This is a genomic window from Enterobacter sp. C3_dUdeg (assembly GCF_057536195.1).
Genome location: NZ_BAAKFX010000001.1, coordinates 608,448 through 623,158 on the forward strand (window position 1 = coordinate 608,448; position 14,711 = coordinate 623,158).

General features: G+C 54.1%; 17 protein-coding genes and 1 pseudogene. 12 read left to right on the plus strand and 6 right to left on the minus strand.

The features are described 5' to 3' along the window. Window positions 1-18 precede the first annotated feature (18 nt). The 5 genes and pseudogenes from AC27FC_RS02820 to comJ all read left to right on the plus strand — a co-directional run bounded on the left by AC27FC_RS02820 (window position 19) and on the right by comJ (window position 2,127). Window positions 19-462, plus strand: a complete 444-nt coding sequence (locus tag AC27FC_RS02820; RefSeq protein WP_094934686.1) for a DUF6386 family protein — start codon at window positions 19-21, stop codon at window positions 460-462. A gap of 206 nt (window positions 463-668) precedes the next feature. Beyond that, a pseudogene (locus tag AC27FC_RS02825) lies at window positions 669-856 on the plus strand (RHS repeat domain-containing protein); the annotation flags it as partial. A gap of 139 nt (window positions 857-995) precedes the next feature. Then, complete coding sequence (locus AC27FC_RS02830; protein WP_350309143.1) at window positions 996-1,085, plus strand: hypothetical protein; 90 nt, start codon at window positions 996-998, stop codon at window positions 1,083-1,085. A gap of 63 nt (window positions 1,086-1,148) precedes the next feature. After that, window positions 1,149-1,505: an SMI1/KNR4 family protein gene (locus AC27FC_RS02835; RefSeq protein WP_094934685.1), complete on the plus strand. Its 357-nt coding sequence runs from the start codon at window positions 1,149-1,151 to the stop codon at window positions 1,503-1,505. 154 nt (window positions 1,506-1,659) lie between these two features. After that, the gene (gene comJ, locus AC27FC_RS02840; RefSeq protein ID WP_224435100.1) at window positions 1,660-2,127 is read left to right on the plus strand and encodes a competence protein ComJ; all 468 of its coding nucleotides are present in this window, start codon (window positions 1,660-1,662) and stop codon (window positions 2,125-2,127) included. Window positions 2,128-2,203: 76 nt separating this feature from the next. On the opposite strand, the gene ychF is transcribed toward comJ, so the two are convergent. Both ychF and pth read right to left on the minus strand, forming a co-directional pair. Next, window positions 2,204-3,298 (minus strand): redox-regulated ATPase YchF, encoded by a 1,095-nt coding sequence (gene ychF / locus AC27FC_RS02845; RefSeq protein ID WP_010432886.1) that lies wholly within the window; start codon window positions 3,296-3,298, stop codon window positions 2,204-2,206. Between the two features lie 126 nt (window positions 3,299-3,424). Further along, entirely contained in the window at window positions 3,425-4,009 is a 585-nt protein-coding gene (gene pth, locus AC27FC_RS02850; RefSeq protein WP_094934683.1) for an aminoacyl-tRNA hydrolase, read from the minus strand. 274 nt (window positions 4,010-4,283) lie between these two features. Between pth and ychH the strand changes: the two genes are divergently transcribed. Together ychH and AC27FC_RS02860 are read left to right on the plus strand one after the other, a co-directional pair. Then, entirely contained in the window at window positions 4,284-4,559 is a 276-nt protein-coding gene (ychH, locus tag AC27FC_RS02855) for a stress-induced protein YchH (RefSeq protein WP_023312132.1), read from the plus strand. Window positions 4,560-4,680: 121 nt separating this feature from the next. Next, the gene (locus tag AC27FC_RS02860) at window positions 4,681-5,739 is read left to right on the plus strand and encodes a MerR family transcriptional regulator (RefSeq protein WP_094934682.1); all 1,059 of its coding nucleotides are present in this window, start codon (window positions 4,681-4,683) and stop codon (window positions 5,737-5,739) included. On the opposite strand, the gene dauA is transcribed toward AC27FC_RS02860, so the two are convergent. The 4 genes from dauA to lolB form a co-directional block, all read right to left on the minus strand. Continuing rightward, window positions 5,725-7,404, minus strand: coding sequence for a C4-dicarboxylic acid transporter DauA (gene dauA, locus AC27FC_RS02865; RefSeq protein WP_094934681.1), 1,680 nt, complete (start codon window positions 7,402-7,404; stop codon window positions 5,725-5,727). The genes AC27FC_RS02860 and dauA overlap by 15 nt on opposite strands. A 124-nt stretch (window positions 7,405-7,528) precedes the next feature. Further along, window positions 7,529-8,476: a ribose-phosphate diphosphokinase gene (prs, locus tag AC27FC_RS02870; RefSeq protein WP_003856663.1), complete on the minus strand. Its 948-nt coding sequence runs from the start codon at window positions 8,474-8,476 to the stop codon at window positions 7,529-7,531. A gap of 125 nt (window positions 8,477-8,601) precedes the next feature. Continuing rightward, window positions 8,602-9,471, minus strand: a complete 870-nt coding sequence (gene ispE, locus AC27FC_RS02875) for a 4-(cytidine 5'-diphospho)-2-C-methyl-D-erythritol kinase (protein WP_087822747.1) — start codon at window positions 9,469-9,471, stop codon at window positions 8,602-8,604. Continuing rightward, window positions 9,468-10,079: a lipoprotein insertase outer membrane protein LolB gene (lolB, locus tag AC27FC_RS02880; RefSeq protein ID WP_023312128.1), complete on the minus strand. Its 612-nt coding sequence runs from the start codon at window positions 10,077-10,079 to the stop codon at window positions 9,468-9,470. Before lolB ends, ispE begins: the two co-directional genes overlap by 4 nt. A gap of 201 nt (window positions 10,080-10,280) precedes the next feature. On the opposite strand from lolB, the gene hemA reads away from it, so the two are divergent. Genes hemA through sirB1 form a run of 5 tightly spaced genes read left to right on the plus strand, consistent with a single transcriptional unit; the run spans window position 10,281 to window position 14,693 of the window. Next, window positions 10,281-11,537, plus strand: a complete 1,257-nt coding sequence (hemA, locus tag AC27FC_RS02885) for a glutamyl-tRNA reductase (RefSeq protein ID WP_023335999.1) — start codon at window positions 10,281-10,283, stop codon at window positions 11,535-11,537. A gap of 41 nt (window positions 11,538-11,578) precedes the next feature. Next, complete coding sequence (gene prfA, locus AC27FC_RS02890; RefSeq protein ID WP_021240360.1) at window positions 11,579-12,661, plus strand: peptide chain release factor 1; 1,083 nt, start codon at window positions 11,579-11,581, stop codon at window positions 12,659-12,661. Continuing rightward, the gene (gene prmC, locus AC27FC_RS02895; RefSeq protein WP_487159835.1) at window positions 12,661-13,491 is read left to right on the plus strand and encodes a peptide chain release factor N(5)-glutamine methyltransferase; all 831 of its coding nucleotides are present in this window, start codon (window positions 12,661-12,663) and stop codon (window positions 13,489-13,491) included. The genes prfA and prmC overlap by 1 nt, the downstream gene beginning before the upstream one ends. Then, window positions 13,488-13,880: an invasion regulator SirB2 gene (sirB2, locus tag AC27FC_RS02900; protein ID WP_032656670.1), complete on the plus strand. Its 393-nt coding sequence runs from the start codon at window positions 13,488-13,490 to the stop codon at window positions 13,878-13,880. The genes prmC and sirB2 overlap by 4 nt, the downstream gene beginning before the upstream one ends. Window positions 13,881-13,883: 3 nt before the next feature. Then, window positions 13,884-14,693, plus strand: a complete 810-nt coding sequence (gene sirB1, locus AC27FC_RS02905) for an invasion regulator SirB1 (protein ID WP_023312124.1) — start codon at window positions 13,884-13,886, stop codon at window positions 14,691-14,693. Window positions 14,694-14,711: the final 18 nt, after the last annotated feature.

Genomic DNA, 14,711 nt, shown 5'->3' on the forward strand with positions numbered 1-14,711 from the left:
CGGCCTTTTACTTACGGCATGAGAAAAATCATAAGCATACAAACAGATACTGCCACATTAGTTATTTATGATTTGATGTCATTAAAGCATAGAATTAATGATGATGCAGATTGGTGGAGTCTTCCAGAAGATGAAGTTGAAGAAATAAATAAAGGGAATCTATTATTTCTCAATCTTGGAGATGATGGTGCCTATAAAGTTCATATTAAAAATGATGTTGATGAATATACCGGGTCACTATTTTTAAGCGTACCTTCTGGAAAGGTTTTCATTGGGGCGGGAGAAGATGTCACAGGCGGAGATCTTGAGCCTGATGACTCAGATGCTATTTCAGGTGAGTTCATTTCTTTAGACCCTGGTAGTTACGAAGTTAAATATAAAAAGCAAGGTTCAGATGTTCTAGTTTCCTTTACAAAAGCAACGATTACTGGAAACTCATTAGAAGAGGGAGTTTATCTCTGAATGCAAATCCACGCCCTGGCGTGGATTTTTTCATCCCAAAAAATGTTAAACAATTAGTTCATTATGTAGCCATTTATAACAATAGTCTTTTTTCCTTTTGCAGGTGTCTTGCTTATTTTTTTTTCGCGCCTTGCTTACCGTTACCCTTAATAAGCGGTCGTTATACTCGCAACGAACAACTCCACCCTGAGAATAGTCCCCCGTAGCTGCTTACCACCCGCCGCGAGTACTACCACCTTGGTCGACTGCATCGTCGGGTCTTCTTTACCGGCAATGCCCATCGTCGCCGCGCCGCTGGGATTACGACTACCGCAACCTGGTAAGGGAAGAGCGGGACGGTTGCCTGCTCGAAGGATCTGCAGAGAAGGTCACGTACAACCGCCTGACGGAAGTCATCAGACAGCCGCGGGTTCGCAACAATCAAGTTACTTAAATCCGCATCAGGCAGTCTATATGCTAATATAGGTTCTACTCAACGAACCCGTAGAGCTTAGCCTGGAGATTAGTATGCAACGTTGAAACAATAGTTTCATATCAGTTACAAAGAAATGATTGATGCATGTGTTCTAAAACAGCAGGGAAGAAAATCGCTTAGGGATTCGTATAAATATTTTGACCAATAGAAATAGTTTAATAGTAATAATGTTTATTTTATATATGACTTATTAGCTTAAAGGCAAGTTGGTATGGAAAAACAAAATTTAATTGATCAGCTAAATGAAATTGAAAAGCTTATGCACATTTCTTTACCATCTGAATATAAATGCTTTATAATTGAGAATGTCAAGTACGCTGACTTTTATGAAATTCAACGAGCAAATGGTGACCAGCTTTATGTTTTCAATTGTTTTGATTTGCTTGAAAGAAATAATGCATATGCAATCCAAGAGGTTGAGCCTGACCTTTTATTGATTGGTCAAGATGGTGATCTTGGGTATTTTTTGAATCTGTGCAAGGGTACTGATGATATTTATTCTTTAGATCTTGGAGCATTAGGAAGCCTGGAAATTGATAAAGAAAGTAATAGTATATTTATGTTATAGTTTTGCTTTTATTAAACGCTTAGTTCAGTATTTTGGAAAACCCACGCCAAATCGTGCATTTTTTTAAAAAAATAGTTCAAATATAGATTATTTTTTCAGAACTGCCAGATACAACAAAAATAAAATACGATGTAATATTATGAGTGATAAGAGCATGCAAAAAGTAGATCTACTAATTTCGCATAATCAAATATTGTTACGATCCCGAGACTATGACGAAAAGCTGAGTCAGTGGGGAAAAGGCAATGTTTCTCAAGGGGCTGTTCTACACAAGGATTATGTTATATTCGATCCATTACCAGAGGACGCGTTTGGAGCAAACGTCAATATCAAAATAGAGAATGCTTTCAAATCGGATGAAAATGCTCAGCGCTGTATTGTTGTGCCATTTTTCATTACGGATAAAGATAAGCTGCAAATCGCTTCTGCAACTGAGAAATTCGATTTAAATATAGATGTGAACGATGAAGTTTATTCACTCTTTTATGAGATTTGTGAAGGAGATGAAATTTATTATAATTTCACTCTTGTGCCGGCAAAAGAAGCTATTGCTGCTAAGTTTTTGCTAGATGACCCTTGGGGAGGAATAAAAGATTATCCTCTCAAAGAAGGGATTTTTTAAATTTAGTATTAACCGGGGAATTTATCTCGGAATAAAAATCCACGCCAAAGCGTGGATTTTTTTCATTCAAAACAACTCAAACGTTAAACAAGAAGTTCATCACATCGCCATCTTTAACGATGTAGTCTTTCCCTTCCGCACGCATCTTGCCTGCTTCTTTCGCGCCTTGCTCACCCTTGTAGGTGATGAAGTCTTCAAACGCGATAGTCTGCGCACGAATAAAGCCTTTCTCGAAGTCGGTGTGGATCTTACCGGCCGCCTGAGGAGCTGTCGCACCCACAGGGATCGTCCACGCACGCACTTCTTTCACGCCAGCGGTGAAGTAGGTCTGAAGGTTCAGCAGCTCATAGCCCGCGCGGATCACGCGGTTCAGGCCCGGCTCTTCCAGACCCAGCTCGGCCATGAACTCTTCACGGTCGGCGTCGTCCAGCTCAGCGATGTCGGATTCAACTGCAGCGCAAACCGCCACAACCACAGAACCTTCAGCCGCCGCGATTTCACGCACTTTGTCGAGGTACGGGTTGTTCTCAAAACCGTCTTCGTTAACGTTGGCGATGTACATGGTTGGCTTCAGGGTCAGGAAGCTCAGGTATTTGATCGCCGCCTTGTCTTCTTCAGTCAGGTTTTTCAGCGCGCGCAGCATGCCCGCGTTTTCAAGCTGTGGCAGACATTTTTCCAGCGCAGCCAGTTCCGCTTTCGCGTCCTTGTCGCCGCCTTTGGCTTTCTTCTGCACGCGGTGAATAGCGCGTTCGCAGGTGTCGAGGTCAGAGAGCGCCAGCTCGGTGTTGATGACGTCGATGTCGTCAGCCGGATCCACTTTGTTGTTAACGTGGATGATGTTGTCGTTCTCGAAGCAGCGCACAACGTGGCCGATCGCTTCGGTTTCACGAATGTTGGTCAGGAACTGGTTACCCAGGCCTTCACCTTTGGACGCGCCTTTTACCAGGCCCGCGATGTCCACGAATTCCATGGTGGTTGGCAGAATGCGCTGCGGCTTAACGATTTCCGCGAGCTGGTCCAGACGCGGGTCCGGCATTGGCACAACGCCGGTGTTAGGTTCGATGGTACAGAACGGGAAGTTCGCCGCTTCGATACCCGCTTTGGTAAGCGCGTTAAACAGGGTGGATTTGCCCACGTTTGGCAGACCGACGATACCGCATTTGAATCCCATTTCTAAATCACCTTAATATCTTGATAATCAATCCGTTAACGATAACCGATTGATGAAAAGTAAATAACTACGCCTATTATACACGTAACCCGCATGACGCGCGGTAAAAAAGCCGAATCGGGCGGATTATTGCGCTTTGAAAGCGTGTAAGCGGTTTGTCGCTTTGGTTAACCCATCTTTCAGCCAGATTTCAGTGCAGCGCGCCGCTTCGTCTACCGCCTCGTCAATCAGTTTCTGCTCAGAAACCGGGGGCTTACCGAGTACGAAACCGACAACTTTGTTTTTATCGCCCGGATGGCCGATTCCAACGCGCAAACGGTGGAAATTCGGGTTATTGCCCAGCTTGCTGATGATGTCTTTGAGGCCGTTGTGGCCGCCGTGCCCGCCGCCCAGCTTGAATTTTGCCACGCCGGGCGGGAGATCCAGCTCATCGTGTGCGACCAGGATTTCATCCGGATTGATGCGATAAAACGTTGCCATTGCCGCCACCGCTTTACCACTCAGGTTCATAAAGGTGGTGGGCACCAGTAAACGAACATCCGCGCCAGCAAGGATGATACGTGAGGTATACCCGAAGAATTTAGGTTCTTCACGCAGGGGAGCACGTAACCGCTCGGCCAGCAGATCGACGTACCATGCCCCGGCGTTGTGGCGGGTGGCCGCATACTCTGCGCCGGGGTTGGCGAGGCCGACAATCAGTTTAATCGTCACGATTCAATTCCTAATGGGTTCCAGATCTGGCGCGTAGTTTACTGTCTGGCGCGCCGCTTGACAAAATTCTGCGATCTTCCCAGCGAAATACGAATAATTTCTGATTTGAACCATTAGAATTTCAAGCTGTTCAAAGCCTTATTTGTAAACTTTTGTTTGGGACTTATCTGTAATTGTGATCATTCACGCAACTCATAAAAGGGGCGTTGTCTATACTTTACACACAAGGATTAGGGGCTTTTCCCCTGACAACCCAAAGTTCCGGAGGTGACACATGAAACGCAAAAACGCTTCGTTACTCGGTAACGTACTGATGGGATTGGGGCTGTTCGTGATGGTAGCCGGCGTGGGTTATTCCATTTTAAACCAGTTACCTCAGATTGACCTCCCGCAATACTTCGCGCACGGCGCGATATTGAGCATCTTCGTTGGTGCGGTATTGTGGCTTGCAGGGGCGCGCGTGAGCGGCCATGAGGAAGTCTGCGATAAATACTGGTGGGTGCGCCACTACGACAAACGCTGTCGTCGCGATCAGCATAAGCACAGCTAGTGCTACGATAAAGAACGCCGAAACGGCTCCCGCGGGAGTCGTTTTTTTTTGCATCAAGGGTTGACCCTCACGTAACGTAAGGCTCCAGAGTGGCGCCACTGGCAAAGAAAAAGGAGCAGTTATGTTGATTCAGGTGGGTGAACTGGCGAAACGCGCCGGTATCACCGTGCGGACATTGCACCACTATGAGCAAACAGGGTTGTTGCTGCCTTCTGCCAGAAGCGCGGCAGGTTACCGGCTTTACAACCTGGCGGATGTCCAGCGTCTGCATATGATCCAGGCGCTGGCAAAAGCGGGGCTGGAACTTGCTGAAATCAGGGATTTCCTGGAACAGGAGTCGCTGTCGTTAACCGAGTTACTCGATGCGCAAATCACGCTGCTGGATAAACAGCTGCGCAGCATACATACGCTGCGCGACCGGCTGGTGGAGCTGCGAACCGGGCTTCTCGACGATGCGACGCCGGATCTGGAATCCTGGCTACAGACTCTGGAGTTAATGAATATGTACGATCGCTGGTTTAGCAAAGAAGAGTTACAGCAGCTGCCGTTTGCGGTGCAGAAGGATGCGCTGGCGGCTATCTGGTCAGGGCTGGTTGCAGAGGCCAACACGCTGCTGGAGCACCATATACCCGCTACTGACGCCCGGGCGATGGATCTGGCGACGCGCTGGATGGAGCGCCTTGAGCAGGACACGGCGGGCAAGCCGGAGTTTCTCACCCGGCTGAACGAGATGCACAGCGTTGAACCGCAGATGCAGGCGCAGACCGGCATCACGCCGGAGATGACGGATTACATCACGCGCGCGTTTGCTGAGTCTAAGCTCTTCATATGGGAGAAGTATCTCACTGCCGAAGAGATGGCCTTTACCCGGGCACACTACTTTGACCGCATGATGGAGTGGCCGCCGCTGGTGGCGAAACTGCATCAGGCGCAGCGGGAAAATATCGATCCTGCCTGTGAGGAGGCGCAAAAGCTGGCTGAAAACTGGCTGGCATTGTTCCAGTCTTACGCGGGCAAGAACCCGGAAACTCAGCAAAAGTTTCGTACTGCCATGCAGCAGGAGCCGCACCTGATGAAAGGAACCTGGATGACGCCTGCCGTGCTTGCATGGCTCCAGCAGGCGATCGGGGTGATGATGCAGAGACGTTTCTCTGCATCAGGTAACTCACAGATCCGCTAACGCGGTTTCACGGTTAGGGTAGAAGGAGAGTCGGCCAGGGATCGGCTGTACACCCGCGCGCGCCATGGTGCGCAGCGGCTGAAACTCCAGGTTACTCACCCGCAGCTCGCAGCCTTCCGGCAGACGTTTCACAAAGCGCTGGAAGGCATCCAGGCCGCCTGCATCGAGCACCGGTACGGCATCCCATTTCAGCACCACAACTCGTTTGCCCGCGATGCGGGACTCCAGATCGCTGAACAGACCTTCCGCCGCGGCGAAGAACAGCGGACCAATCACGCGCAGCACCAGCACATCGTCAGGCACCTCGACGTTAACCGGGGAAAGGCGCGTCATCTGCGCGATACGGCGCATAAACAGCAGGGAAGCCAGCACGATCCCGACGCTGATGGCGATAACCATATCGAACAGCACGGTCAGCGACATGCAGATCAGCATCACGATGATGTCGTCTTTCGGCGCGCGACGAAGCAGGTTCACCACCTTGTGCGCCTCGCTCATGTTCCAGGCCACCATCAGCAGCAGGGCGGCCATGGCGGAAAGCGGTAGCCAGGAGAGCAGCGGGGCGAGGATCAGCAGGGCGAGGATCACCAGCACGGAGTGGATAACCGCCGAAACCGGTGAGGTTGCACCCGCGCGCACGTTGGCCGCAGAACGGGCGATGGCTGCCGTTGCGGTAATACCGCCGAAGAACGGCGCGACGAGGTTGCCTAATCCCTGACCGACCAGTTCGCTGTTGGCTTTGTGCTTGGTGCCGGTCATCCCGTCCAGAACGACGGCACAGAGCAGGGATTCAATCGCCCCCAGCATTGCCATAGAGAACGCGGCGGGAAGCAGGGCTCGCAGGGAATCCCAGCTTAGGGTGAAGCTGGAGCCGGGCATGTCCCACGGCAGCACCAGCTGCGGTAGCAGTTGCGGAATGCCGCTACCCTGTGAACCGTCCGCCAGAACATAGTGGAACTGCGAGCCGATAGTCGCGACGTGACCACCGAACATATTGACGATCGCCATCACCGCGCAGCCCAGCAGCAGCGCGGGCAGATGGCCCGGCAGACGAATACCGAGGCGAGGCCAGACGATCAGCGTGCCCAGCGTCACAATCCCGATGGCGGCGTCGCCCAGGTTGGCCGTCGGCAGCGCCATAAACAGCGCCCCCACTTTTTGCAGGTAGTGCTCCGGTACGTGGGGCATCTGCAGGCCGAGGAAATCCTTGATCTGCATGGTTCCGATGGTGATACCAATCCCCGATGTGAATCCCAGCGTTACGGAAAGGGGAATATATTCAATCAGGCGACCAAAGCGGGCCAGACCAAACAGAATCAAAAAGACGCCGGACATCAGGGTGGCGACCAGCAGGCCTGCCAGACCAAACTGCTGTGAAACCGGGTAGAGGATCACCACGAAGGCGGCGGTCGGGCCGGAAACGCTAAAGCGCGAGCCGCCCGTCAGGGCAATGACGATCCCGGCAACGGCCGAGGTGTACAGACCGTACTGCGGCGCAACGCCGCTGCCAATCGCCAGCGCCATCGCCAGCGGGATGGCGATAATGCCGACGGTGATCCCGGCAATCAGGTCACGGACAAAGCGTGACAAGGTGTACTTCTCTTTCCAGCAGGCGTCGATGAGGGCGCGAAAGGGCAGAACATGTGAGGAGGCTACGTTTTTCACAATTATCTATCATCCGTATGCGCATCATCTGTCATATGAATGGCAGGTGAAGGAGGCATTAATCATACAAATAAAACCCGGAGACAAAAAAACCCGCCGCAGCGGGTTTTTCGGCCGTGTTCGATTAGTGTTCGAACATTGCTGAGATGGATTCTTCGTTGCTGATACGACGAATCGCTTCGGCCAGCATCCCGGACAGGGTCAACGTACGCACGTTTGGCAGTGCTTTGATCTCGTCGCTCAGTGGGATGGTATCGCATACCACAACTTCGTCAATGACGGAGTTGCGCAGGTTGTTTACTGCGTTACCGGAGAAGATCGGGTGAGTCGCGTAAGCGAATACGCGCTTGGCACCACGCTCTTTCAGCGCTTCAGCTGCTTTACACAGCGTGCCGCCGGTATCGATCATGTCGTCAACCAGCACGCAGTCACGGCCAGCAACATCACCGATGATGTGCATCACCTGAGAAACGTTAGCGCGCGGACGGCGTTTGTCGATGATCGCCATGTCGGTATCGTTCAGCAGCTTAGCGATAGCACGGGCACGTACCACGCCGCCGATGTCCGGAGAAACCACGATTGGGTTATCCAGGTTCAGCTGCAGCATGTCTTCCAGCAGGATTGGGCTGCCGAATACGTTATCAACCGGGACGTCGAAGAAGCCCTGGATCTGCTCTGCGTGCAGGTCAACGGTCAGTACGCGGTCAACGCCGACGCTGGACAGGAAGTCAGCGACAACTTTAGCGGTGATTGGCACACGTGCGGAACGGACGCGACGGTCCTGACGGGCATAGCCGAAGTAAGGGATTACAGCAGTGATACGGCCTGCGGAAGCGCGACGCAGGGCGTCGACCATAACAACCAATTCCATCAGGTTGTCGTTTGTTGGAGCACAGGTGGACTGGATGATGAAAATATCACCACCGCGTACATTTTCGTTAATTTGTACGCTGACTTCGCCGTCGCTAAAGCGACCTACGGCGGCGTCGCCGAGGGAAGTGTACAGGCGGTTGGCAATACGTTGTGCTAGTTCCGGGGTGGCGTTACCAGCAAAAAGCTTCATATCAGGCACGAGAAGAACCTCAGGCATGCGTCCAGTGGTGGATAGCGTTCGCCGCAAACTGTGCGGGCCAGGCGAAGGCTATCCAGGCGGTGTATTAAAGAGCGCGATGCAACGTCTGGAACAGGGTGACGTTGTCACCGAAACTCAGTCTGCGCCAGAATGGTCTGCTGTAGGGGGGAGGTGTTCATCCCGCGAGCTACAAAACCATGCAGCCAAACCGGCGCTTGCTCAAGCACCTGACGAGCGGCGGATTCGGTGTCAAATTCAGCAAAGACACAGGCTCCTGTACCAGTCAGGCGCGACGGCGCGTATTCTAACAGCCAGGAAAGCACCGCATCAACCTCGCGAAAACGTTTTCTTGCGATATCCTCGCAATCGTTGCTGAATTCACAATTTAATAACGTTTCTATTGACCGAACCGGGGTATTCCTTTTCAGGTCAGGATCTTTAAAGATGACCGGGGTCGGAATGCTCACGCCAGGATGGGCAACCAGATACCACTTCTCCAGCGGTTCAGCCGGGGAGAGGATCTCACCCACGCCTTCAGCAAAGGCCGCATGACCGCGCACAAACACCGGGACATCCGCCCCCAGCGTCAGGCCCAGGGCTGCCAGTTCGTCCTTCGACAGCCCGCAGCCCCAGAGGTGGTTCAGCGCAACCAGCACGGTGGCGGCGTTGGATGATCCACCGCCCAGACCGCCGCCCATCGGCAGGCGTTTCTCGATACGGATATCCGCACCGCTTCCCGCGGTCAGACGGCCCGATTCCGCCGCGGCTTTCATCAGCAGACGCGCGGCGCGCACGATCAGGTTGTCCTCATGCGCCACGCCTTCGACCGGCGTTAGCAGGCAAATCTGCCCGTCCTGGCGCAGTTCAATAGAGATCGTGTCGCCATAGTCAATAAACTGAAACAGCGTCTGGAGGGTGTGATAACCGTCAGCACGCTGGCCGGTAATGTATAAAAATAGGTTCAGCTTTGCCGGAGAGGGCCAGTGGGTCATCATTTAACGATCCAGTTGTCCATTTTCAGCTTGATACGCTGGCTGCCCTGGGTCAGCTCCATGTTTGATGGCAGCGACGGTTTACTCTTGCTGTCATAGGCGCTGTACACCACTTTCCAGGTTTTGCCGTTCTGGGTGTAGTTCACCTGGCTCAGACGGTACTGGTCGTCAAGGGTGTAGTCCGTTGCCTCACCCGGCAGGCCAAGGATCCACTGGCGCAGGCTGTTGAGCGGGATAGGCATCCCGGTCAGCTTGCCAATCATCTCTTCGGCATCGGTCGCGGTATAGTGCTGGCCTTTGTTATCGGTGATCTGCGCTTCGCCCGGTTTGGCGATAAGCTCCAGCTCGGTGCTGCCCAGCGGGTTCAGCAGCAGCAGGCGGTAGTTGTCCTGCCCCGTCTGCTGCCAGAAGAAGCGGGCATAAACCTTTTGCTCGTCAGAGAGATAAGCGAAAGCGCCGCGGGTCTGGTACTGGTTCAAATTACGGACGTCCTGCTGGTGCTGACGCCACTGCGGTGAATCAGGGCTTTTGCCCGGGCCTTTTGGTTGGGTGACGGTACACGCGGTCAGAACCAGTGCTGCCAGCGGCAGCAGGCGAATCAGTCGGGTCATAATGAGGACAAATCCTTGAGATACGTTGCAGTTATAACTGTTAATGCTAGCGTCGAAGGGGGCTACCGTCTACGTTCAAATTATCTCAAAGGGTTGTGTAACCTATTACTCCGAAAGGGGGCAGTCCCTTTTATTGATCTCGCGCATCCTGTATGATGCGTTCTGCTAACCTTATTAACGCTGGTACTACTCCCGCTCAACATGACCCTATTAGCACTCGGCATCAACCACAAAACGGCTCCGGTTTCGCTGCGAGAACGCGTGACGTTTTCGCCGGATACGCTTGACCTGGCGCTTGACAGCCTGCTTGCACAGCCTATGGTGCAGGGTGGCGTGGTGCTCTCGACGTGCAACCGTACCGAGCTGTATTTAAGCGTGGAAGAGCAGGACAACCTGCACGAAGCGCTGATCCGCTGGCTATGCGACTACCACAACCTCAATGAAGACGAGCTGCGCAACAGCCTGTACTGGCATCAGGACAACGATGCCGTCAGCCATCTGATGCGCGTCGCCAGCGGGCTGGATTCGCTGGTGCTGGGCGAGCCGCAAATTCTGGGTCAGGTGAAAAAAGCCTTTGCGGATTCGCAAAAAGGGCATCTGAAGGCCAGCGAGCTGGAGCGCATGTTCCAGAAGTCGTTCTCCGTGGCGAAGCGTGTGCGAACAGAAACCGACATTGGTGCCAGTGCGGTTTCTGTTGCTTTCGCGGCCTGCACCCTTGCACGCCAAATCTTTGAATCCCTTTCTACCGTCACCGTGATGCTGGTGGGGGCGGGCGAAACCATCGAACTTGTGGCGCGCCATCTGCGCGAGCATAAAGTGAAAAAGATGATTATCGCTAACCGCACCCGCGAACGCGCGCAGGTGCTGGCGGATGAAGTGGGTGCAGAGGTGGTTGCCCTGAGCGACATCGATGAACGCCTGAAAGAGGCTGACATTATTATCAGCTCAACCGCCAGCCCGCTGCCGATTATCGGAAAAGGGATGGTGGAGCGTGCGCTGAAGTCCCGCCGTAATCAGCCGATGCTGCTGGTGGATATCGCCGTCCCGCGCGATGTTGAGCCGGAAGTGGGCAAGCTGCCTAACGCCTATCTCTACAGCGTGGATGACCTGCAAAGCATCATTTCGCACAACCTTGCCCAGCGTAAAGCGGCGGCGGTTCAGGCGGAAACCATCGTTGAGCAGGAAACCAGTGAGTTTATGGCCTGGCTGCGCGCGCAAAGCGTCAGCGAGACCATCCGCGAGTACCGCGGGCAGGCGGAGCAGGTGCGTGATGACCTGACTGCCAAAGCGTTAGCAGCCCTTGAACAGGGCGGCGACGCAAATGCGATTATGCAGGATCTGGCGTGGAAACTGACCAACCGCCTGATCCATGCACCAACCAAATCTCTTCAGCAGGCTGCCCGTGACGGGGATGATGAACGCCTGACTATTCTGCGCAACAGCCTCGGGCTGGAATAGCGCCCTATACCCATTTTCTAAGACAAGGTGCACTTACGCCTATGAAGCCTTCTATCGTCGCTAAACTGGAAGCTCTGCACGAGCGCCATGAAGAAGTACAGGCGCTGCTCGGGGATGCCGGGACCATTGCGGACCAGGAACGTTTTCGCGCGCTCTCGCGTGAATACGCGCAGTTAAGTGATGTTTCTAAATGCTTTACCGACTGGCGACAGGTTCAGGAAGATATCGAAACCGCGCAGATGATGCTCGACGATCCTGAAATGCGCGAGATGGCGCAGGAAGAGTTGCAGGATGCGAAAGCGCGTTCTGAAGAGATGGAGCAGCAGCTTCAGGTGCTTCTGCTGCCGAAAGATCCGGACGACGAGCGTAACGCGTTTGTGGAAGTGCGTGCCGGTACCGGCGGTGACGAAGCGGCGCTGTTTGCCGGGGATCTGTTCCGCATGTACAGCCGCTATGCCGAATCGCGTCGCTGGCGCGTGGAGATCATGAGCGCCAACGAAGGCGAACATGGTGGCTACAAAGAGGTTATCGCCAAGATCAGCGGCGACGGCGTGTACGGTCGTCTCAAGTTTGAATCCGGCGGTCACCGCGTGCAGCGCGTGCCGGCCACCGAATCTCAGGGCCGCATTCACACCTCCGCCTGTACGGTTGCGGTGATGCCGGAGCTGCCGGAAGCTGAACTGCCGGACATCAATCCTGCAGACCTGCGTATTGATACGTTCCGCTCCTCTGGCGCGGGCGGTCAGCACGTTAACACCACCGATTCCGCTATCCGTATTACCCACCTGCCGACCGGCATCGTCGTTGAATGTCAGGACGAGCGTTCGCAGCACAAAAACAAAGCCAAAGCGTTGTCCGTGCTGGGCGCGCGTATCCACGCAGCTGAAATGGCGAAACGCCAGCAGGCGGAAGCGTCTACGCGCCGTAACCTGCTGGGCAGCGGCGATCGCAGCGACCGTAACCGCACCTACAACTTCCCGCAGGGGCGCGTAACCGATCACCGCATCAACCTGACGCTGTACCGTCTGGACGAGGTGATGGAAGGGAAGCTGGATATGCTGATCGAGCCTATCGTGCAGGAATACCAGGCCGACCAGCTGGCGGCGCTGTCCGAGCAGGAATAATGGATTTTCAGCGCTGGTTACGTGAGGCGGCCGGTGAGCTTTCAGAAAGCGAAAGCCCGAAACGCGACGCCGAAATTTTGCTTGAGCATGTGACGGGTAAAGCCCGCACGTATCTGCTGGCTTTTGGCGAAACCGAACTGACCGCGGAACAGGAAGCGCAGCTCGGCGCGCTGCTTGCCCGCCGTAAAACCGGCGAGCCGGTGGCGCACCTTGTCGGTGAGCGTGAGTTCTGGTCGTTACCGCTGTACGTCTCGGCGGCGACGCTGATCCCGCGTCCGGACACCGAGTGTCTGGTGGAGCAGGCGCTGGCGCGTTTACCTGCGGCGGCCTGCAGCATTCTCGATCTCGGTACCGGCACCGGGGCTATCGCGCTGGCGCTCGCTACCGAGCGGCCCGACTGCGCGGTGACGGCGGTGGATGTGATGCCCGACGCGGTGGCGCTGGCGCAGCGTAACGTGGAACGTCTCGGGCTTCGCAACGTGACGGTGCTGCAAAGCAGCTGGTTTGCCGCGCTGGAGAATCGCTCATTTGCGATGATTGTCAGCAATCCTCCCTACATCGACGAACATGACCCGCACCTTTCGCAGGGAGACGTGCGCTTCGAACCGCTGACGGCGCTCGTGGCCGCCAACGCGGGATTAGCCGATCTCGCACACATTGTGACAACGTCACGGGAACATTTGCTTCCCGGCGGCTGGCTGCTGGTGGAGCATGGCTGGACGCAGGGAGAAGCCGTTCGGGCACTGTTTACGCAAGCTGGCTACGCCGCTGTCGAAACCTGCCGCGACTACGGCGGCAACGAACGCCTGACGCTGGGGCAGTGGCTATGAGCCTGTTTACCGTGCTCATTACTGTCCACCTCATTTCCGTTGCGCTGACCATCAGCTTTTTCATCGTCCGTTACTGGTGGCGCTACAGCAACAATCCGCTGATGGATGCCCGCTGGGTGCGTATCGCACCGCACTGCATCGACACGCTATTGCTCCTTTCCGGTGCCGGGCTCATGTGGAAGACCGGCTATCTGCCATTTACTGATAAAGGTGCATGGCTGACTGAAAAGCTGTTTGGCGTTATCATCTACATCGTTTTGGGTTTTATCGCGCTTGGGCGTCGTCGTCCGCGCAGCCAGCAGGTCGGGTTTATCGCCTTTCTGCTGGGTCTGGTGGTGCTGTACATCATCATTAAACTCGCCACCACAAGAATACCGTTACTGGGGTAAGTCATGAGGTCCTTAGCCGATTTCGAATTTAATAAAGTGCCGCTTTGCGATGGCATGATCCTGATTTCCGAGATGATTCGCGACGATTTTACGTCGCAGTTTGTCTACGATGAGCTGGAGAATCTGGTCAGCCTGGCGCGTGAAGAGATTAATCAGGCTCGCCCGCAAGACTGGCAATTAGAGAAGCTGCTGGAGCTTTTCTACGGCGAATGGGGTTTCTGCGACACGCGGGGCGTGTATCGCCTGTCTGACGCGTTATGGCTGGACCAGGTCTTAAAAAATCGTCAGGGCAGCGCCGTGGCGCTGGGCTCTATTTTGCTGTGGGTCGCGCACCGTCTGGATATTCCGCTGGTCCCGGTCATTTTCCCGACGCAGATGATCCTGCGTGCTGAGTGGCTGGACGGCGAAATGTGGCTCATTAATCCTTTCAACGGCGACACGCTGGATGAACATACGCTGGACGTGTGGCTGAAAGGCAATATCAGCCCGGTGGCTGAGCTCTTCAACGAAGATCTCGACGAGGCAGATAACGCCGAGGTCATTCGCAAGCTGCTGGATACGCTGAAGTCTGCGTTAATGGAAGAGCGTCAGATGGAGCTGGCGTTGCGCGCCAGCGAAGTGCTGCTGCAGTTCAACCCGGAAGACCCGTACGAAATTCGCGATCGTGGGCTGATCTACGCGCAGCTCGACTGTGAGCACGTGGCGCTGAATGATTTGAATTATTTCGTCGAGCAGTGTCCGGAAGACCCCATTAGCGAAATGATTCGTGCGCAGATCAACGCGATCTCGCACAAACAAATTACACTGCATTAATCTTAATTCCGATTCACA